18 protein-coding genes are annotated in these 24,396 nt (G+C 61.1%); 7 read left to right on the top strand and 11 right to left on the bottom strand.

Annotated features, from left to right (window positions below):
* Positions 1-9: 9 nt before the first annotated feature.
* The 7 genes from PSFL_RS08300 to PSFL_RS08270 all read right to left on the bottom strand — a co-directional run bounded on the left by PSFL_RS08300 (position 10) and on the right by PSFL_RS08270 (position 7,868).
* Positions 10-993 carry a siderophore ABC transporter substrate-binding protein gene (locus tag PSFL_RS08300; RefSeq protein WP_115128194.1) on the bottom strand — a complete coding sequence of 328 codons (984 nt, stop codon included), beginning with the start codon at positions 991-993 and terminating at the stop codon, positions 10-12.
* On the bottom strand, positions 990-1,772 hold the full coding sequence (locus PSFL_RS08295; protein ID WP_397469895.1) for an ABC transporter ATP-binding protein: 783 nt from the start codon (positions 1,770-1,772) through the stop codon (positions 990-992). Before PSFL_RS08295 ends, PSFL_RS08300 begins: the two co-directional genes overlap by 4 nt.
* A complete protein-coding gene (locus tag PSFL_RS08290; RefSeq protein ID WP_115128192.1) occupies positions 1,769-2,719 on the bottom strand; it encodes an iron chelate uptake ABC transporter family permease subunit in 951 nt (316 codons plus the stop codon). Before PSFL_RS08290 ends, PSFL_RS08295 begins: the two co-directional genes overlap by 4 nt.
* Entirely contained in the window at positions 2,716-3,660 is a 945-nt protein-coding gene (locus PSFL_RS08285) for an ABC transporter permease (protein WP_397469894.1), read from the bottom strand. Before PSFL_RS08285 ends, PSFL_RS08290 begins: the two co-directional genes overlap by 4 nt.
* Positions 3,657-5,426 carry an ABC transporter ATP-binding protein gene (locus tag PSFL_RS08280; protein WP_198848746.1) on the bottom strand — a complete coding sequence of 590 codons (1,770 nt, stop codon included), beginning with the start codon at positions 5,424-5,426 and terminating at the stop codon, positions 3,657-3,659. The genes PSFL_RS08285 and PSFL_RS08280 overlap by 4 nt, the downstream gene beginning before the upstream one ends.
* Positions 5,420-7,213, bottom strand: coding sequence for an ABC transporter ATP-binding protein (locus PSFL_RS08275; RefSeq protein WP_115128190.1), 1,794 nt, complete (start codon positions 7,211-7,213; stop codon positions 5,420-5,422). The genes PSFL_RS08280 and PSFL_RS08275 overlap by 7 nt, the downstream gene beginning before the upstream one ends.
* A 127-nt stretch (positions 7,214-7,340) precedes the next feature.
* Positions 7,341-7,868 carry a sigma-70 family RNA polymerase sigma factor gene (locus PSFL_RS08270; RefSeq protein ID WP_170059115.1) on the bottom strand — a complete coding sequence of 176 codons (528 nt, stop codon included), beginning with the start codon at positions 7,866-7,868 and terminating at the stop codon, positions 7,341-7,343.
* A gap of 228 nt (positions 7,869-8,096) precedes the next feature.
* Between PSFL_RS08270 and PSFL_RS08265 the strand changes: the two genes are divergently transcribed.
* Complete coding sequence (locus tag PSFL_RS08265) at positions 8,097-10,253, top strand: condensation domain-containing protein (protein ID WP_115128188.1); 2,157 nt, start codon at positions 8,097-8,099, stop codon at positions 10,251-10,253.
* A 43-nt stretch (positions 10,254-10,296) separates the two neighbouring features.
* Here PSFL_RS08265 and basC read toward each other — a convergent pair whose 3' ends face one another.
* Together basC and PSFL_RS08255 are read right to left on the bottom strand one after the other, a co-directional pair.
* Positions 10,297-11,613: a putative histamine N-monooxygenase gene (gene basC, locus PSFL_RS08260; protein WP_315492670.1), complete on the bottom strand. Its 1,317-nt coding sequence runs from the start codon at positions 11,611-11,613 to the stop codon at positions 10,297-10,299.
* A gap of 84 nt (positions 11,614-11,697) precedes the next feature.
* Positions 11,698-16,026 carry an amino acid adenylation domain-containing protein gene (locus PSFL_RS08255; RefSeq protein ID WP_315492671.1) on the bottom strand — a complete coding sequence of 1,443 codons (4,329 nt, stop codon included), beginning with the start codon at positions 16,024-16,026 and terminating at the stop codon, positions 11,698-11,700.
* A gap of 133 nt (positions 16,027-16,159) precedes the next feature.
* Between PSFL_RS08255 and PSFL_RS08250 the strand changes: the two genes are divergently transcribed.
* The 4 genes from PSFL_RS08250 to PSFL_RS08235 are packed head-to-tail and all read left to right on the top strand — an operon-like array spanning position 16,160 to position 20,764.
* Positions 16,160-17,335, top strand: coding sequence for an isochorismate synthase MenF (locus tag PSFL_RS08250; protein ID WP_115129396.1), 1,176 nt, complete (start codon positions 16,160-16,162; stop codon positions 17,333-17,335).
* 26 nt (positions 17,336-17,361) lie between these two features.
* Positions 17,362-19,197: a (2,3-dihydroxybenzoyl)adenylate synthase gene (locus PSFL_RS08245; protein ID WP_115128185.1), complete on the top strand. Its 1,836-nt coding sequence runs from the start codon at positions 17,362-17,364 to the stop codon at positions 19,195-19,197.
* A 39-nt stretch (positions 19,198-19,236) separates the two neighbouring features.
* Positions 19,237-20,406: a histidine decarboxylase gene (locus PSFL_RS08240; protein ID WP_170059112.1), complete on the top strand. Its 1,170-nt coding sequence runs from the start codon at positions 19,237-19,239 to the stop codon at positions 20,404-20,406.
* Between the two features lie 34 nt (positions 20,407-20,440).
* Positions 20,441-20,764 carry an isochorismate lyase gene (locus PSFL_RS08235; protein ID WP_115128183.1) on the top strand — a complete coding sequence of 108 codons (324 nt, stop codon included), beginning with the start codon at positions 20,441-20,443 and terminating at the stop codon, positions 20,762-20,764.
* Positions 20,765-20,877: 113 nt separating this feature from the next.
* Here the strand turns inward: PSFL_RS08235 and PSFL_RS08230 are convergent, their stop codons facing one another.
* Entirely contained in the window at positions 20,878-21,657 is a 780-nt protein-coding gene (locus tag PSFL_RS08230; protein ID WP_397469893.1) for an AraC family transcriptional regulator, read from the bottom strand.
* A 98-nt stretch (positions 21,658-21,755) separates the two neighbouring features.
* Here PSFL_RS08230 and PSFL_RS08225 point away from each other — a divergent pair, with 98 nt between their 5' ends.
* Both PSFL_RS08225 and PSFL_RS08220 read left to right on the top strand, forming a co-directional pair.
* Positions 21,756-22,007: a hypothetical protein gene (locus PSFL_RS08225; protein ID WP_057438437.1), complete on the top strand. Its 252-nt coding sequence runs from the start codon at positions 21,756-21,758 to the stop codon at positions 22,005-22,007.
* A 141-nt stretch (positions 22,008-22,148) separates the two neighbouring features.
* On the top strand, positions 22,149-23,639 hold the full coding sequence (locus PSFL_RS08220; RefSeq protein ID WP_397469892.1) for an MFS transporter: 1,491 nt from the start codon (positions 22,149-22,151) through the stop codon (positions 23,637-23,639).
* 29 nt (positions 23,640-23,668) lie between these two features.
* Here PSFL_RS08220 and PSFL_RS08215 read toward each other — a convergent pair whose 3' ends face one another.
* The gene (locus tag PSFL_RS08215) at positions 23,669-24,283 is read right to left on the bottom strand and encodes a helix-turn-helix domain-containing protein (RefSeq protein WP_057959698.1); all 615 of its coding nucleotides are present in this window, start codon (positions 24,281-24,283) and stop codon (positions 23,669-23,671) included.
* Between the last annotated feature and the right edge of the window lie 113 nt (positions 24,284-24,396).

The raw sequence follows: 24,396 nt of genomic DNA, 5'->3' as shown, positions 1-24,396 counted from the left end.
CCGCAGCGATTAGCCCTTGTAGCCCTGGACCACCTCGTCAGCCATGCGATCGAGGCACGTCACGCTGGCGGTACACAGGTACCAGGTCTGGGCATCGACAAAGATCACACGCCCACTGCTCCAGGCCTTGGTCTTGCGCAGCAGCGGGTTATCCAGGCTCTTCAAGTCCAGCGCCGGCCGGCGTTCCATCACCGCCGTGCGGTCGATCACATAGAGGATGTCGGGGTCGGCCTGCTGGATGAATTCATTGGAAATCGGCTGGCCATGCAAACCGGCCTCGATGTCACTGCTGGCCGGCTTCACGCCCAGGGTGTCGAACACAAAACCGTAGCGCGACTTCACGCCATAGGAGGTGAACGCGCCATTGTTATGCAGCACGATCAACGCTTTCTCCGGACGCCCTTCGGTGACGCGGCGAGTCTGCTCGACCTTGGCGTCCATTTGCGCAACCTTTTGGCGAGCCAGTTCTTCCTTGCCGAAGATGCGCCCCAGGCTGGTCAAATGGTTTTTGGCCGTGGTGATGAAATTGCCGTGCTGGTTGGTCAGGTCCACGTCGTCATAGACCGTCGGCGCGATCTGGCTCAGCTCCGCGTAGCTTTGTGCCTGGAGCGGCGAGATCAGGATCAGGTCGGGCTTGAGGGCATGCAGGCGTTCGAGGTTGGGCTGGATCGTGGTGCCGACGTCCATGATGTTCGGGTCGTCGCGGTACTTGACCAGGAAACTGGCGACGTAATCCTTGGCAATACCCACCACCGGCGCGCCCAACTGGTCGAGGGTGTCCAGTTCACTCATGTCAAAGGCCACCACCCGCTCGGGCAGCTTGCTAATCAGCGTCGTACCCAATGGGTGTTCGATCTTGATCGGTTGGTAATGCGCCTGGGCCGTCGCAGCCGGCGTGGCTTGTGCTGCCGGTTTGTCACAGCCTTGCAGCCCCGCCGCTATCGCGATTGCCAGCAGTGCTCCACAGCATCTTGTTGCGTTACCGGTACTCATATCAGCTCCCTTGACGGTGTTGGATTGAAGTAATTGCAGATGAACCTTTGCTCGCTGTGCAGGATCTCGAAATCCAGGTCGAACAGCTCCCGCAGGCGCGCCTCGGTGACGACTTGCCTGACCGGGCCACGGCAATGCACCGCGCCGTTTTTCATGGCCACGATGTGGTCGGAATAGTTGGCGGCGAAGTTGATGTCGTGCACCACCAGAATCACCGTGCGCCCCTGTTCGTCACACAAGCGCCGCAGGGCGCGCATGATCTGTACGGCGTGCTTCATGTCGAGGTTGTTGAGCGGCTCGTCCAGCAGCAGGTAATCGGTTTGCTGGGCGATGGTCATCGCCAGAAACGCCATCTGCCGTTGCCCGCCGCTGAGTTCGTCGATGTAAGCCAGGCGCAGCCGCTGCAACGACAGGAACTCGATAGCGTCATCAATAGCCTGGCGGTCCTGAGCGGTGAGCGCGCCACGGCTGTAGGGGAAACGTCCGAAAGCCACCAGTTCCTCGACGGTCAGGCGCAGGTTGAAATCCGGCGATTGGCGCAAGGTGGCCACGCGCTTGGCGTAGTCGCGGATCGGCACTTCAAGGAGATTGCGGCCGCCAATCAACAGTTCGCCGCGCGTTGGCGCCAGCAGGCGTGCGATCAGCATCAGCAGCGTGCTTTTGCCGGCGCCGTTGGGGCCTATCAGCGAGGTGACCTGCCCCTGGGGAAACTGCACGCTGACGTCACTCAGGACGTGCTTGTTGCCATAGGCCTTGTAGACGTGACTGAGGGAAATCATGGTGCGCCTCGGGTTCGAACCATCAGCGCGAGAAAATACCCGCCACACACCAGGTTGATGAGAATGCTGACGGAGGTGTTGTAGTTGAACAGCTGCTCGACCAGGTACTGGGCGACGATGAAGATGCCGATGGCGATGGCGCAGCTCATCGGCAGCGTGACCCGATGCCGGGCGGTTCGCGCCAGCGCATAGGTGATGTTCGCGACGAACACGCCCATGAACGCGGTCGGCCCGACAAGGCTGGTGGACACCGCCACCAGAATCGCGATCAGCGCCAGTTGCAGGCGCACACTGCGCTGATAGTCGACCCCCAGGGAGATCGCCTGGTCACGCCCCAGGGACAGGACGTCGAGCGTCGGCAGGCTGCGCTGGGCGATCAGGCACACCGTCGCCACCAACAGGCCCGAGTAGATCACTTGCGCCGGTTGCGCCTTGTTGAAAGAGGCATAGTTGAAGCCCTGGAAAATCGAGAACTCGCCGGGGCTGATTTTCAGCTGGATAAATTGGGTAAATGTCGCCATCACCATGCTCAGCACCAGCCCCAACAGAAGCAGCAGGTAGACGTTGTTGCGCCCGTCGCGAAACAGCCAGCGATGGATCTGCCACGAATAGCCGAGCATCAACAGCACCGACAGCAACACATTGCCGTTACGCCCCAGCAGCACCAGGCTCTGGGTGCCCAGCCACAGGATCAGCAGGGCCTGGAACAACAGGTAGATAGCTTCATAGCCCATGATCGCCGGGGTGAGGATCCGGTTGCCGGCGATGGTCTGGAAAATCACCGAGGAATAGGCAATGCAGACCCCGGTTATGCCCATCGCCGCCAAGCGAGTGAGCCGCTTGGGAATGACGTACGCGAAGTCAAACCCCGAGCCCAGCAACAAGAATGCAAGCGCCAGGGCCAGGACCACCAGCCAGACGCCGAAGCGGGTTGCCATAGCGTTCATGTGTACTTCCTGATCAGCAATACAAGGAACAGCACCCCGCCCACACTGCCCGCCGTCAGGCCTATGGGTACTTCGAAGGGATAGATCAGCAGCCGGCCGAGGATGTCGCAGGCCAATAGCAACGACGCGCCGCACACCGCAACGATGGGCAAGGTTCGCTCCAGGTTCTCGCCATAATGCAGCGCCACCAGGTTGGGAATCACCAGCCCCACAAAGGGAATCGCGCCCACGGTGATTACCGTGGCGGAGACGGTGACCGCCACCAGTATCAGCCCCAGCGCGGCGTTGGCCGCGTAGTTCAAGCCGAGGCTGCTGGACATGCCCTCGCCCATGCCCATCACAGTGAAGCGATGGGCGAAGAGGTAGGTGAGGACCACGATCGGCAGGATCAGGTAGATGATTTCGTAGTTGCCCTGGACGATCTTCGAGAAGTCGCCGAGCATCCAGCCCTGCATGCCCTGCAGCATGTTGTGCCGGTAGGCATAGAACTCGGCGATGGCGCTCAACACGCTGCCGTACATCAGGCCGATGACGGGCACCATCACGGTGTTCTTGAACTTGATACGGCGGATGATCGCGACATACAGCAGGCTCGCCCCGAAGCAGAACGCCAGGGCAAACAGCATCCTGCCGGCCGCCCCCGTGGCAGGCGCCACTGTCAGCGAAATCAGAATGCCCAGCTTCGCCGCATCGAGGCCGCCGGAGGTGGCGGGCTCGACGAAGCGATTGCGCACGATTTGTTGCAGGATCACGCCGCAGATGGCCAGCCCTACGCCGGTCAGGATCAACGCCGCCAGACGCGGCAAGCGGCTGGCCGTGAGGGTCAGCCAGGCATCATCGGAGAAGGTCAGCAGCGCGGTCCACGAGACCTGCTTGACGCCCACCATCAGCGACAGGCAACACAGCGCGGCAAACAGTAGCAATAAAGCTGCACGACTCAAGAACCGCCCTCACTGTCCAACGCTCCGGCAATCCGCCAGCCTTTCGCGGCCCGGCGTTGCGCGAGGAAATGCGCGTAGAGCCCAGGCTCGGTACTCAGTGCCGAGTGGGCACCGCGCTCGCTGATGCGGCCTTGGTCGAGCACCACGATCTGGTCGGCCATGGCTACCGTGGACAGTTGGTGGGCAATCACGATCAGCGTGCGGGTGCCACGCAGACGTGCCAACGCATCGGCAATGGCGGCCTGGTTTTCGGCATCGAGGGCCGCGGTGGCTTCGTCGACCAACAGAATCGGCGCGTCCTTGATCAGCGCACGGGCGATGGAAATTCGCTGGCGCTCTCCGCCGGACAGCCGCGCGCCGCCCTCACCCACCGCTGTCTCCAGGCCCTGTGGCAAGCGTTCGATGATCTCGATGACACCGGCCTGCCGTGCCGCCTCCAGCACCTGGGCATCGTTGGCATCGGGTTTGCCGATGCGGATATTGTCGGCAATGCTGCCCTGGAACAGGTAGGCATCCTGGAAAATCTGACTGATCTGGCCGGCCAGTTGCTCACTGGACATCTGCCGAACATCCACACCGCCCAGGATCACGCTGCCCTGCGTCACGTCGAAAAACCGCGCAATCAGGCGCACCAGGGTGGTCTTGCCGGAACCTGAGGCACCCACCAGCGCGGTCATGCTGCCCGGTTCGATACGCAGGCTAATATCGCGCAGAACCTCAGGCTGATCCTCGGCGTAACGAAAGCTCACGTTGCGCAGTTCGACCGAGCCATCCACCGGCGCTTGCGGCGCCGCTGGCTGTGGCAGTGGCTGGACCGCAAAGATCCCGCGCACCGCCTCCAATTGGCCACGCGCACCCCGTAGCACTTCGCTGTAACCGGCGACTTCGAGCAGCGGATCAATGAAGCGGCTGACCAGCAGCAACGACACGATCACGGCAATCACCGAACCCGCTTGCAGGTTGGCGCCCACCTGCTCGCCCAGCGACAGCGTGGCGGCGACCAGCAAGGCGGCGAAACCGGCCTGCACCGCCCAGGCATTGAACACCACGGACATCGCCGAGACATGAATCAGGCGCTTGGCCGACTGCTGCTGGCGTGCGATGGCCTGTTCCAGAAACTGAGTGCCGCCGTCCTCGCCGTTGAAAGCGCGCAGCACCGATTGCGCCTGGGCGAACTCGACCATGCGCTGGCTGGTGAGGGCCGCATTGTGCTGGAAGCTTTGATCGGCACGCTGGCCCAGGTGAGCGGTAAGCACGAAGACACCAAACAGGATCGGCAGCGTCACCAGCGCGATCAGCCCCATCTGCACATTCAATGCAAACAGCGCGACAAGGATCACCAGCGGCGTGACCACGCCGGTGATCAGAGGGGTGAACACGTGGGCGGGCAACTGGGCCATTTCCATCATGCCCTGGGACGCCACATGACTCAGCCGCGCGGTGTTTTGCGCGCTGAACCAGCCTACCGGCAGGCGCGCCACATGGTCGCCGAGCCGATGACGGCCACCTTGCAGGACGGCGATGCCGACCCGGATACCGGCCTTCTCCACCGTGCGCCGCAGCGCCCAGCACAGCGCCACGCCGATCACCAGCACCACCAGCCATTGCGCCGCCGAACGCAGCTCGCTACCCAACAGGTGGGTGAGTACCGGCACCAGGGTGACTATCGTCAGCCCGCAAAGCAGGCCATAGACCAGCGTCATCCACAGGTAGCGGCGCAGTACCGGGGCCTCTTCGCCCAGCAGTTGAATAAAGGTGTTCAGCATGACGATACCGCCTGTTCAGAGCCTTGTTCATAGCCGCCCAGCGCCCACAGTCGGGCGTATCGGCCGTTGCGCGCGAGCAGTTCGTGATGACGGCCCTGCTCGCAGATCGTGCCGTTGTCGATCAGGATGATCTGATCGGCATGCATCACCGTATCGAGACGGTGAGCGATCACCATCAAGGTGCGGCCCTGGGCGAATCGCGACAGCGCTTGCTGCAGCTTCACCTCGTTTTCGGCATCGGCTGCCGCCGTGGCTTCGTCGAGCACCAGCACGGGCGGGTCGAGCAACACTGCACGGGCAATGCTCACGCGCTGCAGCTCGCCACCGGAGAGCTGCACGTCCTCGCCGATCACCGAGTCGTAGCCCCGTGGCAACGCAAGGATGCGTTCGTGAATGTTGGCGGTGCGCGCGGCGTCTTCGATTTCCTGCTGGCTGGCCGAAGGACGGCCCAGGGCGATGTTGTCGCGCAGACTGGCATGGATAAGGCGTACTTCCTGCAGCACAAAGCCGATGCGCCGATACAACTGCGCGCTCTCGATCTGCCGCAGGTCGACGCCCCCCAGGGTGATACGTCCCTCGCTCGGATCGAAGAACCGCAACAGCAGACGCGCCAGGGTCGACTTGCCGGAGCCGGACGCGCCGACAATCGCCGTGACAGTGCCGGGCTTGAGCGTGAAGCTGACGTCGCTGAGTACCGGGTGCTCTGCGTCGTAGCTGTAGCCGACGTGTTCGACGCGTATTTCAACCCGTTCAGGTAACGTTGTTGCCTCGCCCGCCAGGGTTTGCAGCACCGGGGTTTGCAGTAACTTGTGTACGCGCTGGGCGGCGCCGGTGGCGTTGTTCAAGTCGTGGGTGATGTAGCTCAGCAGCAACAGCGGCGCACAAATGCCCGGCGCCACCAAGGCGAAGGGCAACACCTCCACTGGCGTGATCCAGCCCAGGCTCACGAACAACGTGCCAAAGGCCAACACCACACCGAGCACCGCCACCGGGGCGATCATCGCGTGGGCGTTGGCCATTGCGCTGACCAGGGGCCGGGTGAAGTCGGTGAACGCGTCGGCAAACCCATCCACCGCTTCACGGTAACTGCCGTGGGCCTTGCCCTCGACGCCAAAGGCCTTGACCACGGGGATGCCGTTGACGAACTCGACCACCGCATTGTTGATACGCGCCATGCCGGCGCCAAACGACTGCATGTTCGCCCCGCTGGCTTTGGTGGCCCTGGAGAAAAACAGGAAAAACAGCGGGAACGGCAGCAGCGAGACAATCGCCATGCGCCAGTTCATGGCAAACAGGTAAATCATCGAGATGAGAATCGCGCCGAGGGTGCGGCCCAGGGTGGTGTAGAAATGTGCCGTCAGGCTGTGCAGCGTACCGATGTCATCCTGCATCGCCTGCTTGACCTCGCCCGATGCCCGGCTGGTAAACCAGCCCAGTGGTACCTTGGCCAACCGGCGGGTAATCGCCAGGCGCAAACGCCCGGTGATGTGATTGTCGGCCAGGTGCGCAACCATTTCGCCCATCGAGATCAGCGTCAGCCCCAGGAACAGACACCCCAGGCTGATGATCACCACGCGCCAGACGGGGCCCTGCATCTGCGCCCAGGCCGTGGCCAGTTCTGCCTGGCCCATCGCGAACTGGGCAATGTGCGCGATGCCGGCCAGGGGCACCATCGTCAGCATGGTGCCGATGGCGGCCAGCAGGCCCGCAACGATCAGTCGTCCGCGTATGGGATTGAGGACCTGGGACACCGAGCCGTTGGCTGCGGATGGTTCGTTAACACTCATGAGCTCTCCTGAATAACCACTGCAGGCAACCTGAGGGCATGCCTGACTTCCTTTGCGCTCGAAGGCTTTACGCACTGCGTACCTTGTATTCCGGACAGCAGCGCAAAATCCTCAAGCGAAACGTTCATTAATCGGTGAGGGGGCACGCCCCGGAAAGAAACGGAGAGCAGGCCCGCAGACCACTGGCGATGTACTTTTCGACGGAAGACACCGACACCTTCAACTCGGTGGCGATGTCGCGATGGCCCATGCCATGCAGCTTGCACAGCAGCAGTGCCTGGCGGGTCTTGACGGGTTTGCGGTGCAGCGCGCGATCGATCTGGGTTAGGGTTTCCGTGGCCAGGGCGCGGACTTCTTCAGAAGGCGCCAACGGCTCTGCCTGCAGCTTGAGCCTTTCGAGGTGGCACGCTTCAAGGCGACGGCGGCGGTAGAGGTCGATCACCATGCCCTTTGCGATTTGGGTCAAGTGACAGCGCGAGTCTTCGATCGAGGGCACGCAGCCTTTTTTGATGAGGTTGAGATAGACGTCTTGGGCGAGGTCCGCAGCATCGACCGGGTTGCCCAGCTTGCGCCGCAACAGGCTGCACAGCCAACTGTGATGGTCGATATACAGCCTTTCAAATTGCTGCTTAAACGCGAACGCTCCGTTGTCCACTTCACCTCTCCTGAGACGCTGATATTCGCGATCAGCTTTTGACTAATGCGAATAGGTATGATTATTATTTGAATCATACGGCGTTCATAGAGCCCCTGCAATGCAACGTGCCTGCGCCTCTTCTTGTGCCCGGAATCCCGGGCGTTACCCCAGACTCCGGATGGGTCTGTCGGCACTCGGTGCCATCTCTACTTCTGACTGTTCAGTTTGATAAGGCGGGAAATTTCCATGATGGAATCCAATCCAGATACGTTTTCGAAACTATCTGCCACACGTTACGAAGAGCATATCTGGCTCTTGCAGCAGCAATATCCCGAACGCATTCTCAAACACTTCAGCGCCTGGCAGCTCGACGCGGACATCGATGTTCCAAAGCTTGAGCTGGCGATCAAGACTGTTATCGAACACTTGCCTGATCTGAACGCGCGCTATCAGTTCAACGACGACGGTGAAGTGGACAAAGTTCACGCCATTGACTGGCAAGCCTGCGTTGAGCTCATTGGCTCACACTCCGAGGCCGACGCCACCGGGCAATTGCTCGCGCAGCAGGCGGCGCCCTGGAATGCGCAGACCCAGCCACCGCTCAAGGTGCTGATTATTCAAACCGGGCAGCACGTGATCCTGGCGTTCGTGGTGCACCAGATCCTCGACCAGACTTGCCAGGTCATCGATCTGTATCGAGGGGTGCTGAACGCCTATGTCGGGTACTCGGCCAGCGACACACCGTGGTTGCAGCACCAAGCGGATGGCACTATCGGTGCACCTACCGTCAGCGCCCTGCCAACGACTGTCAACCATGACGTCGAGGCCATTATTCTTGGCGAATTCCGTGGCGCACTGGCCGAGCCCGACATGCAACTGACGGACGATTTTTTTGATTTCGGCGGCCATTCCCTGCTGGCGACCCGCATCATCGGCAAGCTGTTGAGCAACCACGGCATTGAAGTCCAGTTCAATGACTTCTTCAGTGCTCCGTCTGCAGCGGCCCTGGCCTCACGGGCCAACGTCATCGCGCAGAACGCTGGGGTGACGACTGCCGGGAACGTGCCGCAAGATGTGCAAAAAGCACCGTTCGCCCTCGCCCAGGCGTCCCTCGGCCGAGCCTATGCGGCCTATGAGTTCGGGACGATTTTCAACCTGCCGTTTGCCCTGGACTTTCTCGACGATGTGGACGAGGCGCTGTTCGAGCAGGCCTTCAGCGACCTGCTCAAGCGCCACGCGAGCCTGCGTACCACCTTCCACTTTGAGGGCGATGAGGCTTACCAGCAGATCGTGCCTATCGCACAACTGTCGGACTACAAGTGGTTCTGGTCCAGTCATGAAAGCCTGCGGGCGACGCTGGAAAGCGAGGCCACTTATCAATTCGACCTGTCCCGCGAACTGCCCCTGAGGGTTCGCTTTATTTACGACGTAGAACGCCAGCGCCAGACCCTGTCACTGCTGGTACATCACATGGCCATTGATGAGTGGTCACTCAATGTCATGATGGAAGAGCTGGCACAGGCCTACCTCGCCCGCGCCGCCGACAAGACACCCACCTGGGCAACACCCGCACGCTCATTCCATGAGTTTGCATGGCGCGAGCAGGCCACCGGCATCAATCAACACCATCTCGACTATTGGACGGGTATGTTGCGCGATGCCACCCGTGGCTTGACACTGCCCTCCCCTGGCTCCCAGGCGAGCGCGCCCATTACGGTGTCGTCGAAAGCCCAGTGGTTTGAGATCAAGCCGGACCAGGCGCTCACCGACAACCTCTACACCTTCGCCAGGCAGAACAATTCGTCTTTGTTCGGTGTGGTCTATACCGCCATTGCGTTGTCCCTGCACAAGCTGGGTGACTTGAAAGAGCTGGTGATCGGCACCTCGGCCTCCGGCCGGACCGACCCCGGCTTCTACGAAACGGTGGGCTACTTCACCACGATGGTCGCACATCGGGTGCAGTTCGATCCCCAACAAGCCATTGGCGCCCTGGTTGAAAACGTCACCCACCTGATCAACGACTCCATGGCCTATGCCGACGTGCCCCTGGAACTGATTCAACAGGCCCTGGGCATGACGCCCGCCGACGGCCTGCTGTTTGACGTGTACATCCAGATCCACGCCAACAATGCCTTGAACGGTGCCCTGCAAACCCCCGACGCCAGGACGATCCGCTACCGCCAGATTGACCCGGACAAGAGCCAGTCGATGTTCGGGATTCAGTTCGAGATCATGGAAAACATGATTGATGGCAAACGCTCGTTGCGCCTGGTGACTACTTACCTGTCAGACCGCTACAGCGCCGAACAGATGGCGCGCCTGAGCGCGACGATTGATCAGGTGTTCACGCTGTTCACCACACCCGATGCCGCCGGCGTCGTGGTCGATCACATCCGCGTATAACCCTCCAGCCGGGTCTTGTAAACAAGACCCGGCATTTCAACTTCTACCCTTCATGCATCCCGTAACGCTGGAACGATGAGCGCTTGGGCAAGCGGTAGTGCGGCTGGCCCAGCAACTGGTTGGCAATCGTCGCATTGCGAATGGCAGAAATCCCCAGGTCCGGTGAACCCACGCCATGCTGGAAGATTTCCGCGTTCTGCACAAAAATGCGACCCGCGCCTGCATCGCAGCGACGCGCCGTAAAATCCTCGTCGACGATGCAGTCACCGTACTCATCGGTTTGCAGCACACTGCCCTTCAGCCGTTCAAACCACTGCGGCCAGACATGCCCGTACCCCGTGGCCGCCACAATCGCATCGGCTTCGAAGGTGCTGACCTGGTCCAGTTCGCGGTGCCGGTAGGCAATGCGCAGCGTGCCGTCGACATCCTCCACGGTCTCCACCTCGCAATTGGAAAGCAGCGTCAGGCCCGGGTCACTACCGCCAATCGAACGCTCGTAGATCAGGTCGTAGATGTCGGCGATGGTCGAGAAACTGATGCCCTTGTACAGCAAGCCCTGCCCCGCCACGATGTCTCGGCGGCGCTCGCGGGGAATGCTGTGGAAGTACTCCATATAGGACGGCGTAAAGCACTCCTGACCAAGCTTTGAATACTCCATGGGGTGAAAGCCCGGCGAACGGGTGACCCAGCGAATCGAAGCGCCCGCCGCGATGCGTTCCGGGGTCAGTTCGTTGAAAAGCGCCAGCACGCACTCCGCCGCACTCTGGCCGGACCCGATCACTGTGACCCGCTGACACTGCGCCAGTTGCGCCTGCCGTTTACCGAATTCCGCCGAATGCATCACCGGCGCCGTGCTCTTCACCTGCGCCCACTTCGGCAACAACGGTACGGTGCCTATGCCAATGGCCAGGTCGCGGCTGTAGTAATGACGTTTGAAGCCCGACACCGACTGGCTCTCGATGAGGAACCGGTCGACGCTGGCGTCATAGCTCACCTCGCAGATGTCTTCACCGAAGTGGCAGTCCGGCAGTTGCTGCGACGCCCAGCGGCAGTAATGGTCATATTCGCGGCGAGGCACCTGGAAGTTTTCGTAGTAATAAAACGGGTAGAGGCGATCGTGCTGATGCAGGTAGTTCAAATAACTCAGTGGGTGCGTGGGGTCGGCCATCGTCACCAGATCCGCCAGAAACGGGACCTGCAGCGTGGTACCGGGTAACAGAAGCCCTTCGTGCCAGCGAAACTCTGCTTTGCGATCGAGGAAAATACTTGTCACGCCAGGATGTCTGGACAGTAACGCGGCCAGCCCCAGATTGAAGGGCCCGATGCCGACTCCGGCAATATCAACATGTGGTGTATCCATCATCCCATCCATCTCCATAGGTACTGGTTGGCAGTGGCACGGCGTTCAGACGCCCACTGCGCTCATATCAAATCCGCTACCGGCTCAGGCGCCCTCGGCCATGAGCAGGCGTTCAACGTCTTGTGCATTGCGGCAACGCAAGAGTTGCCCGGGTGACAGTGCGACCGAAAAGTCTTCGCGCACCCGCGCCGAAATAGCCTTCAGATGCTGGGGACGCAAGCCCAGGCTGATGAAGTCCACCCCGTCATTGGCGCCGTCTTCCAGCGGCCGGCCCAGCACGCTCAGGTAAATATCCAGCACCTTGTTGCGCGGGGTCGCGCTAGGTTCGGCGGCGTCATTAGTTGTTGCGCTGAGCAGGTTGCGCGCCCGCTGGCGATCCGGCTTGCCGTTTTGCGACAGCGGCAACGCATCCACCCTCAGGAACCGCCTCGGTACGTGGGACTGCGGCAGATGCTGACGGGCATATTTACGCAACGCGGCGGTCGTCAGCTCGGCAGCGTCCGGATGTGCGACATACAGCGCACCAATGCCGACCTCGCCCTGGCGCTGCTCGCCAACATCGACCACCAGCACGTGTCGGACCCCGGGGTGATTGATCAGCTCGATCTCGATATCCGGCAGCGATACGCGCACACCGCGCACTTTCACATAGCCATTGACGCGGCTGTCGAAGATCAGGGTGCCGTCGCGGCGGTAGCGCCCGCAGTCGCCGGTGCGAAAGGTACGAACGGGCTGACCGCACTCATCGAGCACTGTCACGAACTCGCTCTGGGCCAGCGCGCCGTTTTCCAGGTAGCCCAGCGCGAGGTTGACGCCGGCGGTGTGGATTCGGCCCACCACGCCCGCGGGGCAATGCGCGCCCTGAGGGTCGAGAACGAAGTAGCGGTTACCGGGCAACGGCCTGCCATAAGGGATCAGCGCACGGTCGTGAGCCGAGATGTCGTGCCAGATGCTCCAGATCGTGGTTTCCGTCGGCCCGCCCAGGGAAATCAGACGTGCAGACGGCAGCAACTCGCGCAACTCGGCAATCACGCCGGGCTTGATGTAGTCACCGCCCTGGGCAATCAGGCGCAGGCTCTTCAAATCATGAGTCGCACGGCAAGACAGGAGCATCTCCAGGATCGCCGGCACCGAGCACCACAGTGTCACCTGATGCCGGGCGATCAACTGGTTCCAGCGCACGGCGTCCTTGTCTTCGCCGGGCTCCGGAAGCACCAGTGTCGCCCCTGCCGTCAGGCAGCCCAACACGTCGAACACCGACATGTCATGGTGCAGCGGCGTCACGGACATAAACACATCACGCTCGGTCACGGCCCAGTGTTCGAGGGTGCTGCCGATCACGTTGGCCGTGGCGCGGTTGCTCAGCACCACGCACTTGGGCTTGCCGGTGGTGCCCGAGGTATAGAGGTAATACGCCGGTGCTTCGCTCAACGACAGGTCATCCAGCGCGGGCGCGGGCACTGCCGGCCCCGCCAGCAGTTCGTCCGGTGTGGCGAAGGGATGCGCGACCGGCTCGCCTTGCGCAATCACCACCAGGTCGGGTTGACAGTTTTCCAAGAGGTACTGCCGTCGCTCGCCAGGTGCCGAGGCATCAATCGGCACCCAGATCAGGCCGGTCAAGGCGCAGGCCAGGGTCACTATCGTGTGTTGCGGGCTGCGCGACAAGCAGATCGCGACCACCTGGCCGCGAGACAGTCCGCGCATTTTCAAGGCCGCAATGACTCTGCCGACAGCGTCGCCGAGTTCGGCGTACGTGAGGTGCTGGTCCCCGGCGATGAGGGCGGTTCGGGTGTTTGCGGGATCAAAGATGTGGCTCGCGATTCGTTCGAGAAAACCCGTTCGCGACGCATCACTGACCGGGCTGTTCAACCGGTAGTGGCGGCTGTCGATAATCGTCGAGGTATCCAGAGCGAACACTGCGCTTGCAGTGACAAGGCTGATGGCCTTTTCGAGCGCACTCAAGATATCGCTGACCATCGCAGCGTCCATCACCTCCCGTGCGTAATCGATGTCGAACACCAAAGCCCCGTCGGCATTAGCCGAGAAGCGGATATCCATCGCCACTTGAGGCGTTTGAGTCAGCCCGCCACACAGGCTCATGGGGCTGTCCAGCGACGTGGCCGGCCAGGAAAACCCGTTGGTGATCACCACCGGCAGCACGGGACCCGGGCCATGGGATTCAAACAGCAATCGCGCCAGGTCCACACCGGAAAATGCCAGATGCTGCAGCCCTTCCAGCACGTCCACTTGCAACTGGGTCGCCCGCTGCGCAAAACCGCCTGGCTCGGCGCGCCAATTGATCGCGATAAAGCTTGAACGGTTGGCGAATGCACCTGTGGTTTGCGGCGCAACAGGTACCGCGACACACAAGTCGCCCTCATCGACCCAGTGGGACAGCACTTCCAGCACCAGCGCCATCAGGGTGGAGTTCTTGAACAGTCGCTGCCGCGCACCCAGTTTGCACAACGCACTGAACGCTGGCTTTGGCACCAGCTGGCTCTGTCGCTCATAACGCGAAGTACCCACCTTGTCCAGCGGTGTAGTCCATGGCAAGCGTGGCGCACCGCTGACGGCGGCGAGTTTGGCTTTCCAGTAAACGGCATCCGCCTTGCGTTGGTCGGTGAGGTCTTGCGGCTCGGACGCACTCTCTGCGATGGGCTCTTCGTCTGTTGCACCGTCGAACAGCTCGACCATCAGCCTGGCGATTGAGCGCCCATCGAGGATCAACGCATCCAGGCGTACAAAGACGTGCAGCTGGTCTTGCGGCAGCTTGAACAGCGTGACGTTCCAGGGCGAACGGTCGAGCTCGAACAGCCCGTGCGCATATGCCTCGCGCAATGCTGCAATGTGCTCCAGCGCATCTTCCGGCGACCTGTCGGTGAGATCGACTTCATCCAGGTTCAACTCCCCTACCTCACTGACACGCTGCACGAGCTTCTGCGCATCGATGCGTGTCCGCAGGCTAGGGTGACGCTGCACCCTCTCGGCCAAACGACCGCGCAGCAGCGCAGGGTCCATGGCGCCGCGGTACTCGCGAAACTCTTGCATGGCCACGCCACCGAGCGGCATCTGTGCGCTGCGTCCCAGCAGATAAGCTTGCTGAAGCGAGGTCAATGGCTGTTCGACAACCGCCTGACGCAAGGGTTGATCCAGCACCGAGGCGCATACCGCAACCTCGCGCACGATTGCCACGAAACGGTCGAACAGGTCCGACACCCATGCCTGCGGCAGCGCATCCAGACGGATGTCCCAATTGATCAGAATGCCGCCGTCAGCGCAGGCGATCTGCGCATCAAGTGCCACTTGCGGCCCCTGGGAAATAACCCAGTTCATGGGCCCGAACACACGCCGCACGCGCGCTGAAAGAAGATCGCCACCGGGCATGTCCAGCGCCGCCGTAAATACCACCGGTGCCAGTTGCGGCGTGCCATGGTGGCGAGACAGGTCGCGCATCAGGTTCACCCCTGGATAGGCGCAATGTTCGAGCAGTTCGACCATCTTGCCCGCCAGTTGCGTACACAGCATGGCCGGGCTGCGGGCGGCCGCGATATCCACGTCGAGTATCAGCACGTTGGCAAAATCGCCGATCACACGCTCCACATCATCAACCAGCGGCGGGCGCCAGAACGTCGGGACGTTGAGGCGAAAGACGCGGTCGCCGGTGTGCGTCCCAAGGGTCGTTGCAAACAGCCCCATCATTAAGGTGGACAGAGTGATTCTGCGCTCGCGGGCTATCTGCTGCAGCGCGTGACGCTCGTCGGCGCCGAGCCAAGTACTGAGACGATGACTTCGCGCCTGATCCGGCTGCACGTCGAGAAACGGCAACGTCGGCGCGGGGGCGACATCCGCCAGCCGAGCACGCCACCAGAGACGGTCGCGCTCGCGGGCTATTTTCAGTGATGGGTCGGTGCGCGCCTTGTCGTACCAATCGAAGAAGGACGGCGTAGGCAGCGCGGCGCCTTCGGGGTCCTCGTAGAACTGTGCGAGGTCCTCTAGCAGCGTGCGGAAACTCGATGGGGCGATGGCGATCATGTCGGTATCGACATGCAGGCGGAACGCATCGTCTGCCAACAGGCTTACGGAAAATCGGGCCCCGCCCTCCTGGCTCAGATCCAACTGCTGGTGGGTCCATTGTTCACGCTTGGATAGCAGATGCTGCGTCACTTCCTGCTCGGTCAGCGCACGCAGGTCTTCGACCTCAAGCGGCGGTGACGCGTCTGGCGCGGCAATGGATTGCAGTCCTTCGGCATTCACTCTAACCCGCAGCATTGGGTGCAGCAGGCAGACCCGTTCAAGTGCTTTGCGCAGCCGCTCAAGATCAATGGCGAGGCCATCGAACTCGGCATACAGATGAGCCGAAACTCTCCCTAAAGACGCATGAGCAGTGCGCCCGATCCAACAGGCGGCTTGCATTGAAGTTAACTCTCTCATGGCTCACTCATATGATTGACAAATCTAAATGATTAGCGTCCCCTATTAGAAACGATAATGATTATATTTCAACATTTAATTTTTTGACTCAATGGCCACGGAGGCTTTCCCCAAAATGAGAACGGGTACCCTTAGAACGAACGCGATAGATGAGGTGCAAGTCTTTGATGAAAAACGAAGTTTTTCATTCACTTCCGGCGACCGTGAGCTAGCGGTCACCGGGACACTGCAGAGAATCGAAACACCGGCCATCGGCGGCGATGACGCCAATAGCCTGTTTCAAAAAACCATTGCGCAGGCCTTCAAGCGGGCGCGCAAGGCCGGCCAGAGCAACCCTATTATCGTCGGTGCAATCCCCTTCGATCCCTGCGAAGCCTCTTGCCTCTACATCCCCGAGCATGCGCACTGGCAACCCCGCAACACCCTCGCGCCCATTAACACGGCCACGTTGCCTGAACTCATCGAACAGAAAAATATGCCGGACGAGCACGCCTTTAAGCGCGCGGTGGAACACGCCATCGTCAACTTCCGCCTGAGCGACGTACGCAAGGCTGTGCTGTCTGTGCAGCGCGAATTGGTCTTCGCCCAGGATGTGGACGTGAATGCCATGCAAACCAACCTGCGGGCGCAGAACCCCTGCGGCTATCACTTCCGTGTACCGATGCCCGATGGTTCTACGCTGATCGGCGTCAGCCCCGAGTTGCTGGTGCGCAAGGAAGGCCTGAGTTTCCTGTCCAACCCGCTGGCAGGATCGGCCAAGCGCATGGCCGACCCGCAAGCCGACCGCCGCAACGCCGACTGGCTGTCAACCTCGGACAAGGATCATTACGAACACGGTTTTGTGACGCAGGACATCGTCAGCCAACTTGGCGAGCTGTGCACCCAACTACACGTGCCACCGCGCCCCTCCCTCATCAGCACGCCTGCACTCTGGCACCTCTCCACCCGCATCGAAGGCACGTTGGCCGACCCAAGCGTGTCAGCCTTGCAGCTTGCCTGCCGCCTACACCCGACGCCCGCCGTCTGCGGCTTTCCCACTGAGCGCGCGCGACGCCTGATCCGCTTTGTCGAGCCCTTTGAGCGCGGCCTTTTCACCGGCACGGTCGGCTGGTGCGACGCCCAGGGCAATGGCGAATGGGTTGTGACGATCCGTTGCGGCACCGTCAAGCGCAACAGCGTTCGCCTGTTCGCCGGCGCCGGCATCGTCGAAGCGTCCAGCCCCGACGCCGAATGGACAGAAGTCCAGACCAAACTCGGCACCATGTTGCGCGCCTGTGGATTGGCCCACTAACTCGAACTTTCTGACCTGTGAACACTATGACTATTGAATTTAACCACTGGCCCCTGGACAGAGCGCAACGCTATCGGGACGAGGGCTACTGGATCGACAAACCGCTGACCCACATTCTCCAAACCCGCAGCCAGTCGCAACCCCACGCACTGGCGATCGTTTGCGGTGAGCGCCGCTTCAGCTACGCCGAGCTGGATCAACTCTCCTCCAACCTGGCCACCCGACTGGCCGCTAGCGGGCTAGGCAAAGGCGACACCGCCCTGGTGCAACTGCCCAACATCGCAGAGTTCTACATTGTCCTGTTTGCCCTGCTAAAGGCAGGGATCGCGCCCCTCAACGCGCTCTACTGCCACCGAAAACTGGAGCTCAAGAGCTACGCCAGACAAATCGTGCCACGGCTGCTGATCGCCTCCCGCGAGCACGAAGTGTTCCGCAACGACAGCTATATCGCCGACTTTAAGGAGGTCGGTACCAACCCTGAGATCACCTTGCTGCTGGGTGAATCACGTCACGAAAACAATCTGGCTGAGTGGATTGAAACCTCAGGCCGACGCGCCGCGAACTTCTCCCCCACCGAGCCCGGTGAAGTGGCGTTGTTCCAACTGTCGGGCGGCAGCACGGGCACACCCAAACTTATCCCGCGTACGCATAACGACTATCACTACAACGCCCGGGCGAGTGCGCAAGTCTGCGAGCTCACAGCACAGACGCGCTTTCTGTGCGCCCTCCCCGCAGCGCATAACTTCCTGCTCAGCTCGCCCGGCGCTCTGGGCGTCCTCTATGCCGGCGGCGCTATCATCATGGCCCCCAGCCCGGAGCCGCTGACCTGCTTTGCGCTCATCCAGCGTCATGAAGTGAATACAGTGGCCCTGGTGCCCAGCGCCGTCGCGTTGTGGTTGCAGGCAGCGCCGGAACATCGGGAACAGTTGCACTCCCTGGAATTCCTCCAGGTCGGTGGCGCCTGCTTTGCCGACTCGCTGGCCCAGCAGGTTCCCGGCGTACTCGGTTGCAAGCTGCAACAGGTGTTTGGCATGGCTGAGGGATTGATCAACTACACCCGCCTGGACGACTCCGACGAACAGATCTTCACCACCCAAGGCCGGCCCATCAGCCCTGGCGACGAAATCAAAATCGTCGACGAACAAGGCATCCCCGTCGCCGACGGTGAGCCCGGCATGCTCGCCACCCGTGGCCCCTATACCTTCTGCGGCTACTACCGCAGCCCCGAGCAGAACGCCCAGGCATTCGACAATGAGGGTTACTACTACTCCGGCGATCTCGTCCAGCTCACGCCCACCGGCGATTTACGCGTGGTCGGCAGGGTCAAGGACCAAATCAACCGTGGCGGTGAAAAAGTTGCCTCGGAGGAAATCGAAAACCTCATCGTTCTGCACCCGGACGTGACCCACGCCGGGTTGGTGGCCATGCCCGACGACCGCCTGGGGGAGAAGAGCTGCGCCTTCGTCGTGTCGCGCAACCCCAACCTGAAACCGCCCACGCTGCGCCGTCACTTGATGGAACTGGGCATCGCCGAATACAAGCTGCCGGACCGCATCCGGCTCATCGAAACCATGCCACTGACGGCCGTGGGCAAGATCGACAAAAAGTACCTGCGCCAGCTCCTGGCAGCGGAAACCACGCGCACCTGGTTGCAAACCCGCGTGCTGCAACTGGTCGAAGACTGCGAAGACCTGGACCCGGAAGAAAACCTGATTTTCTACGGTCTCGACTCCCTGCAAGTGATGAAACTCGCCGCCGAACTCAAAGAGCGTGGCATCGCCGTCAGCTTCGAAGAGCTGGCTGACTCACCCACGCTCGCCAGTTGGTGGTCGCTGGTAGACACACGGCAGAAAGCCGCCTGATCGAGCGGCTTCGCCCAGTCAATTTAAAAGGAGTTGAAAATGACCTTGTCCACTGCCGACCAACGTAAGCTTGAGAGCTTCTGGCAGCACTGCGTGACGAACCAATATTTCAATATCGGCTACCCCGAATCCGCCGACTTCGACTATTCGCAGCTGCATCGCTTCCTGCAGTTCTCGATCAACAACTGCGGGGACTGGAACGAGTACAGCAACTACCTGCTGAACTCGTTCGACTTTGAGAAGGACGTCATGACCTACTTCTGCGAACTGTTCAACATCGCACTCGAAGACAGCTGGGGCTACGTCACCAACGGTGGCACCGAAGGCAACATGTTCGGCTGTTACCTGGCCCGCGAACTGTTCCCGGACGGCACCCTGTACTACTCCAAAGACACCCATTACTCCGTGGCGAAAATCGTCAAACTGCTGCGCATCAAATGCCGTGCCGTCGAGTCCCTGCCCAATGGCGAAATCGACTACAACGACCTGATGGTCAAAATAGCCGCTGACCAGGAACGCCACCCGATCATCTTCGCCAATATCGGCACCACCCTGCGGGGCGCCGTCGATAACATCGCGCTCATCCAACAACGCCTGCAACAGGCGGGAATTGCCCGTCACGATTACTACCTGCACGCCGACGCCGCGCTGAGCGGGATGATCCTGCCTTTCGTCGAGCACCCGCAACCCTTCTCGTTCGCCGACGGGATCGACTCCATCTGCGTCTCCGGCCACAAGATGATCGGCTCGCCCATTCCCTGCGGAATCGTCGTGGCCAAACGCAAAAACGTCGCGCGTATTACGGTGGAGGTGGACTACATCCTGGCTCACGACAAAACCATCAGCGGCTCGCGCAATGGCCACACCCCGCTGATGATGTGGGCGGCGCTGCGCAGTCAGTCACTGGCCGATTGGCGCCACCGGATCAAGCGCAGCCTGGACGCCGCGCAATATTCGGTCGAGCGCTTCCAGGCTGCGGGGATTGATGCCTGGCGCAACAAAAACTCCATCACTGTGGTGTTCCCCTGCCCGTCAGAGCAAATCGTCAAGAAATACTGCCTGGCCACCTCCGGCAATACGGCCCACCTGATCACCACGCCCCATCATCACGACAACAGCATGATTGATGCCTTGATTGATGAGGTGATTGCCGAGACCCAACTGACAGCCTGGCAATCCGGGAAAACATCCAAACGAGCCATCGGTTAAAGACGGCTCACTCATCTATTGATAGAGACACACCATGCAGCCACTCAAAGCACCTGACGCGTGCGAAAACCTCAACGACATTCGAGCAGGCATCGACTTCTTCGATCGCCAGATCCTCGAATCACTGCAAAAACGCCTGCGCTATGTAAAAGCTGCCGCACAATTCAAAGCCAATGAACAAGACATCCCGGCCCCGGAGCGGGTGGCGGCGATGCTGCAAGAGCGGCGGGAATGGGCAATGGAAGCGGGGTTCGACGTAGCGTTTGTAGAAAAACTCTACGAGCAGATTATTCACTGGAACATTCAGGAGCAGATTCTGCACTGGCGCGCGACCTATCCCGAGAGGGCCCAAGCATAAAGCCCGATCAAGCGGCCAAGGCGCGGGGGGCACAGCAATCCCCCGCCCCGAGCTTTACATACAATTGACCGCTGCCCGTATGGGACCGGATCCCGGCTAGGGCGCGCCCGGCCTCAAAGGTAGTTTGCAAAGTAGCGACCCGGTGTAACACCGAACGTGCGACGAAACAGTGCAATAAAAGCGCTGACGTTTTCGTAGCCCAATTCCAGGGCCACACGGGTGACCGACATGTCCGCCGCAAGCATTTCCAGGGCCCTTAGCAGGCGCACCCGCTGACGCCATTCGGTAAAGCTGAAACCGGTCTCCACCACAAAGCGCCGTGTCAGCGTGCGCGGTGCCATCCCCACCCAGGTCGCCCAGGCCTGCAGGCCGCGCTCGTCATCGGGGTGATCCGACAGCGCCTGGGCAATCTTGCGCAACCGGGCGTCCTGAGGTATCGGCAAACCCAGGGCCACCCGGGGCAGAGTCTGTATTTCATCAAGCACTACACCGGCCAAACGCGACTGCGCCTGGTCCAGAGGCTTGGCTCCCCACCCCGCAGCACGGGCAACTACTTCTCGCAGAAGCCCGGACACTGCAAGGATGCATGGCGTTTCAGGTAAATCAATGCACGCCAGTTCGCGCACGTAAACGCTCCAACCGGCAAACGGCCCATGGGAACGCACGCCGTGGGGGACATTGGGCGGGATCCACACGGCATGTGTCGCAGGCACCACCCACTGACTGGTACCGGCATCCACCGAAAGCAGGCCCGACGTTGCGCCAAGCAACTGGCCCCGCGCATGGCCGTGGCGCTCGGTAACCCGTGGTTCACGCTCCTTGCGGATCACTGCAACAATCAACGGATCCTCGGCCGAGGACGCCTCGGCGGGGGAAATCAAGGCAGCTGGCATGAGTGGCCTCATTGGGATATTGATTGTCTTCAATAACGTAAATCAGCCAACACTACGCCCTTATAGTCAAGGTCTTCAACACCTAGCGAGGAAACACCATGCGCGCAGAAGATATGCTGCCCGATGACAAAAACCAGGTACAACGCAACGGCGTCATGATTCGTAAAGGCAGCGTTGGCGCCTTCCTGATCAACGCCAGAGTGTGGACCGCCCCTACCTCCACGCCCGCGGCGCGCAGCGCTGCCGAGCAGGACCTGATCGACAGCCTGCCGGCCCTGCGTGCCCTGGGACTATTTGAAGTGCTTGCGATCCGTGATGGCGCCTTGCAGCGTCTGGTGGATGCACATTGATGGGCTTTTGCCCACAGCGCTATCCCTTGCAAGGTCTTTTGAAGGGCCAGTTGTATTTGGAGATGGAGGCTGACCCGTGTCTTGACCTTAACCTTACTTGAGGTTTTATAAGGAGTGCCTGAATCGCAACGTGGCCTCCCTATGAATACCCACCACACCTCACCAGATCAACTTTCGCAACCGGTACCAGAGGTCGATGATCCTCCAAATGCAGGTTGGGCCACCCTCCTTTCTGGCGCCAATGGCGTGCGCTCCCTGGCGTTGGCAGGGGGCGTCGTGCTCCACGCGATCAACGTCTACATTGCGACTACGATCCTGCCCTCAGTTGTCCGGGACATTGGCGGTATCGACTACTACGCGTGGAACACCACACTGTTCGTCACCGCCTCGATCCTTGGCTCAGCATTGTCAGCCAGGCTCCTGGTCGGCTTGGGGGCACGCGGCGCCTACACCCTCGCCACGCTGGTGTTTGCAGCCGGTGCGCTGATCTGTGCGTTTGCCCCATCCATGCCCGTGATGCTGGCCGGCCGTCTGATCCAGGGGTTGGGTGGCGGTTTTCTGTTCGCGCTCTCTTACGCGATGATCCGCCTGGTGTTCCATGAAACCTTGTGGCCGCGAGCGATGGCGTTGGTCTCGGGCATGTGGGGAGTGGCCACGCTGATCGGCCCGGCGGTCGGTGGCGTCTTCGCTGAACTCGGCGTATGGCGCGCGGCTTTTTGGTCGCTCATCCCTGTCGCCGGGTTGTTCGCTCTGTTGGCTGCCGTGGTGTTACCCAAACGCAACGCCATCAGATCACAACGCTTGCCGCTCCCTCTGGCCCAGTTGGTGTTCCTGACGTCGGCCGTGCTCGCTGTTTCAGCCGCCAGCGTCTCGTCAACACTCGCCTGGAACATCGCCGGCCTGGGTGCCGCCGCGCTCCTGACTGGCCTGCTGATAGTCACAGAAAGCCGCGCCCGCCATCGACTGCTGCCAACGGGCGCCTTCAGGATCACCTCCGCGCTAGGAGTGCTGTATGCAACCCTGTCCTTGCTTGCGGTGGCCGTTACCAGTGGCGAGATCTTCGTGCCACTTTTCCTCCAGGTCCTGCACCATCAATCGCCGCTCGCCGCCGGCTACCTCGCGGCGCTTATGGCGGGCGGATGGACGCTGGGCTCAATCGCAAGTTCCGGGGCGCGCGGCAAAGGCATCAGGCGCGCGATCCTTGCCGGCCCGATCCTTGGCTTGACGGGCATGGCTGCGCTGGCCGTTTTGATTCGCGTCGAAAGTAGCGGTGGTTGGCTGACGGTCACGCCGATCTGCCTGGCGCTCGTCGCCGTCGGGTTTGGCGTCGGGCTGGCGTGGCCGCATTTGCTGACCCGGGTATTTCAGGTGACGCCTGCCAGCGAGCAGGACTTGGCAGGCGCGTCGATTACTACTGTGCAACTGTTCGCCACCGCCCTCGGTGCGGCCCTCGCCGGCATGGTGGCAAACCTTGCCGGCCTTACGCATCCCGCAGGCATCGCCGGCACGGCCAATGCTGCCGGCTGGCTGTTCGGTGTGTTTGCGGTCGCGCCCGGCGTTGCCATTTTTACCGCCCTGCGGGTGATCCGGTGTTACTCCAAAGACCACGCAATCACTGCAGGGCACCGGTAGAGGTCACTGCCCAAAAACGCCTTGGCGCCTCAGGACTCCGACATCACCACCATCACTTCGGCGGCGGTGCCATCCTCGCCTTCCGCCAGGTAAATATGGCCGATTGCACTATTGAAATAGGCCGTCTCACGACAGCCGATGCTAAGGGATTCACCGGTTTCAAATTGAATGCGCACGCGGCCTGACAGGACGACCGCGAACTCTTGCCCCGGGTGCCGGATGTAGTCTTCGAATTGACCCAGTTCCCGCGCATAGATCCGCGCATACATGGGCGTCATGCTGCGCCCGGGGAAATCCCCGGCCATCGGGTGATAGTCATAATTGCCCGTGCTGTAGCCGGCCGCACCGTCGATGGCGGTGCTGACCACCGTAGGCTGTTGGGCGCTGACACCTTGTCTGGTCGGGCTGAACAGCTGGGCAATATCTATATTCAGGGCCCGCGCCGCAGCCGCCAGTTTTTCATAACTGACCGACACCTGCGCCAGTTCCATCTTCGACAAGGTCGACAAAGCCACGCCTGAGCGCTCGGACAGTTGTTTGAGCGTCAACTTCTGGTGCTTGCGGATCACACGCAGGCGGGCGCCAACCTGGGCGCGATCTATCAAGGGATGGGTTGTGGAACCCGAGGCGCAATCGGAACTCATGCAGGCTCTCTGTCGTACAAAAAACGGTGCCTGGAGCTGAGCCAGGGCATGGGCAGGAATAATACCTCATGGTTGTGGGTTGACTGGAAAATTCTCATATCTTACATTTCTCT

The organism is Pseudomonas sp. DD1 (assembly GCF_044510355.1).
Lineage (GTDB): Bacteria > Pseudomonadota > Gammaproteobacteria > Pseudomonadales > Pseudomonadaceae > Aquipseudomonas > Aquipseudomonas shahriarae.
This window is presented reverse-complemented; position numbering and strand designations above follow the sequence as displayed.

What these genes read in the sequence shown, in the direction of transcription:
- PSFL_RS08300 (WP_115128194.1), bottom strand. Translation starts at nt 993, where the DNA reads ATGAGTACCGGTAACGCAACAAGATGCTGTGGAGCACTGCTGGCAATC.
- PSFL_RS08295 (WP_397469895.1), bottom strand. Translation starts at nt 1,772, where the DNA reads ATGATTTCCCTCAGTCACGTCTACAAGGCCTATGGCAACAAGCACGTC.
- PSFL_RS08290 (WP_115128192.1), bottom strand. Translation starts at nt 2,719, where the DNA reads ATGAACGCTATGGCAACCCGCTTCGGCGTCTGGCTGGTGGTCCTGGCC.
- PSFL_RS08280 (WP_198848746.1), bottom strand. Translation starts at nt 5,426, where the DNA reads ATGCTGAACACCTTTATTCAACTGCTGGGCGAAGAGGCCCCGGTACTG.
- PSFL_RS08275 (WP_115128190.1), bottom strand. Translation starts at nt 7,213, where the DNA reads ATGAGTGTTAACGAACCATCCGCAGCCAACGGCTCGGTGTCCCAGGTC.
- PSFL_RS08265 (WP_115128188.1), top strand. Translation starts at nt 8,097, where the DNA reads ATGATGGAATCCAATCCAGATACGTTTTCGAAACTATCTGCCACACGT.
- basC (WP_315492670.1), bottom strand. Translation starts at nt 11,613, where the DNA reads ATGGATACACCACATGTTGATATTGCCGGAGTCGGCATCGGGCCCTTC.
- PSFL_RS08255 (WP_315492671.1), bottom strand. Translation starts at nt 16,026, where the DNA reads ATGCAAGCCGCCTGTTGGATCGGGCGCACTGCTCATGCGTCTTTAGGG.
- PSFL_RS08250 (WP_115129396.1), top strand. Translation starts at nt 16,160, where the DNA reads ATGAGAACGGGTACCCTTAGAACGAACGCGATAGATGAGGTGCAAGTC.
- PSFL_RS08245 (WP_115128185.1), top strand. Translation starts at nt 17,362, where the DNA reads ATGACTATTGAATTTAACCACTGGCCCCTGGACAGAGCGCAACGCTAT.
- PSFL_RS08240 (WP_170059112.1), top strand. Translation starts at nt 19,237, where the DNA reads ATGACCTTGTCCACTGCCGACCAACGTAAGCTTGAGAGCTTCTGGCAG.
- PSFL_RS08235 (WP_115128183.1), top strand. Translation starts at nt 20,441, where the DNA reads ATGCAGCCACTCAAAGCACCTGACGCGTGCGAAAACCTCAACGACATT.
- PSFL_RS08230 (WP_397469893.1), bottom strand. Translation starts at nt 21,657, where the DNA reads ATGCCAGCTGCCTTGATTTCCCCCGCCGAGGCGTCCTCGGCCGAGGAT.
- PSFL_RS08225 (WP_057438437.1), top strand. Translation starts at nt 21,756, where the DNA reads ATGCGCGCAGAAGATATGCTGCCCGATGACAAAAACCAGGTACAACGC.
- PSFL_RS08220 (WP_397469892.1), top strand. Translation starts at nt 22,149, where the DNA reads ATGAATACCCACCACACCTCACCAGATCAACTTTCGCAACCGGTACCA.
- PSFL_RS08215 (WP_057959698.1), bottom strand. Translation starts at nt 24,283, where the DNA reads ATGAGTTCCGATTGCGCCTCGGGTTCCACAACCCATCCCTTGATAGAT.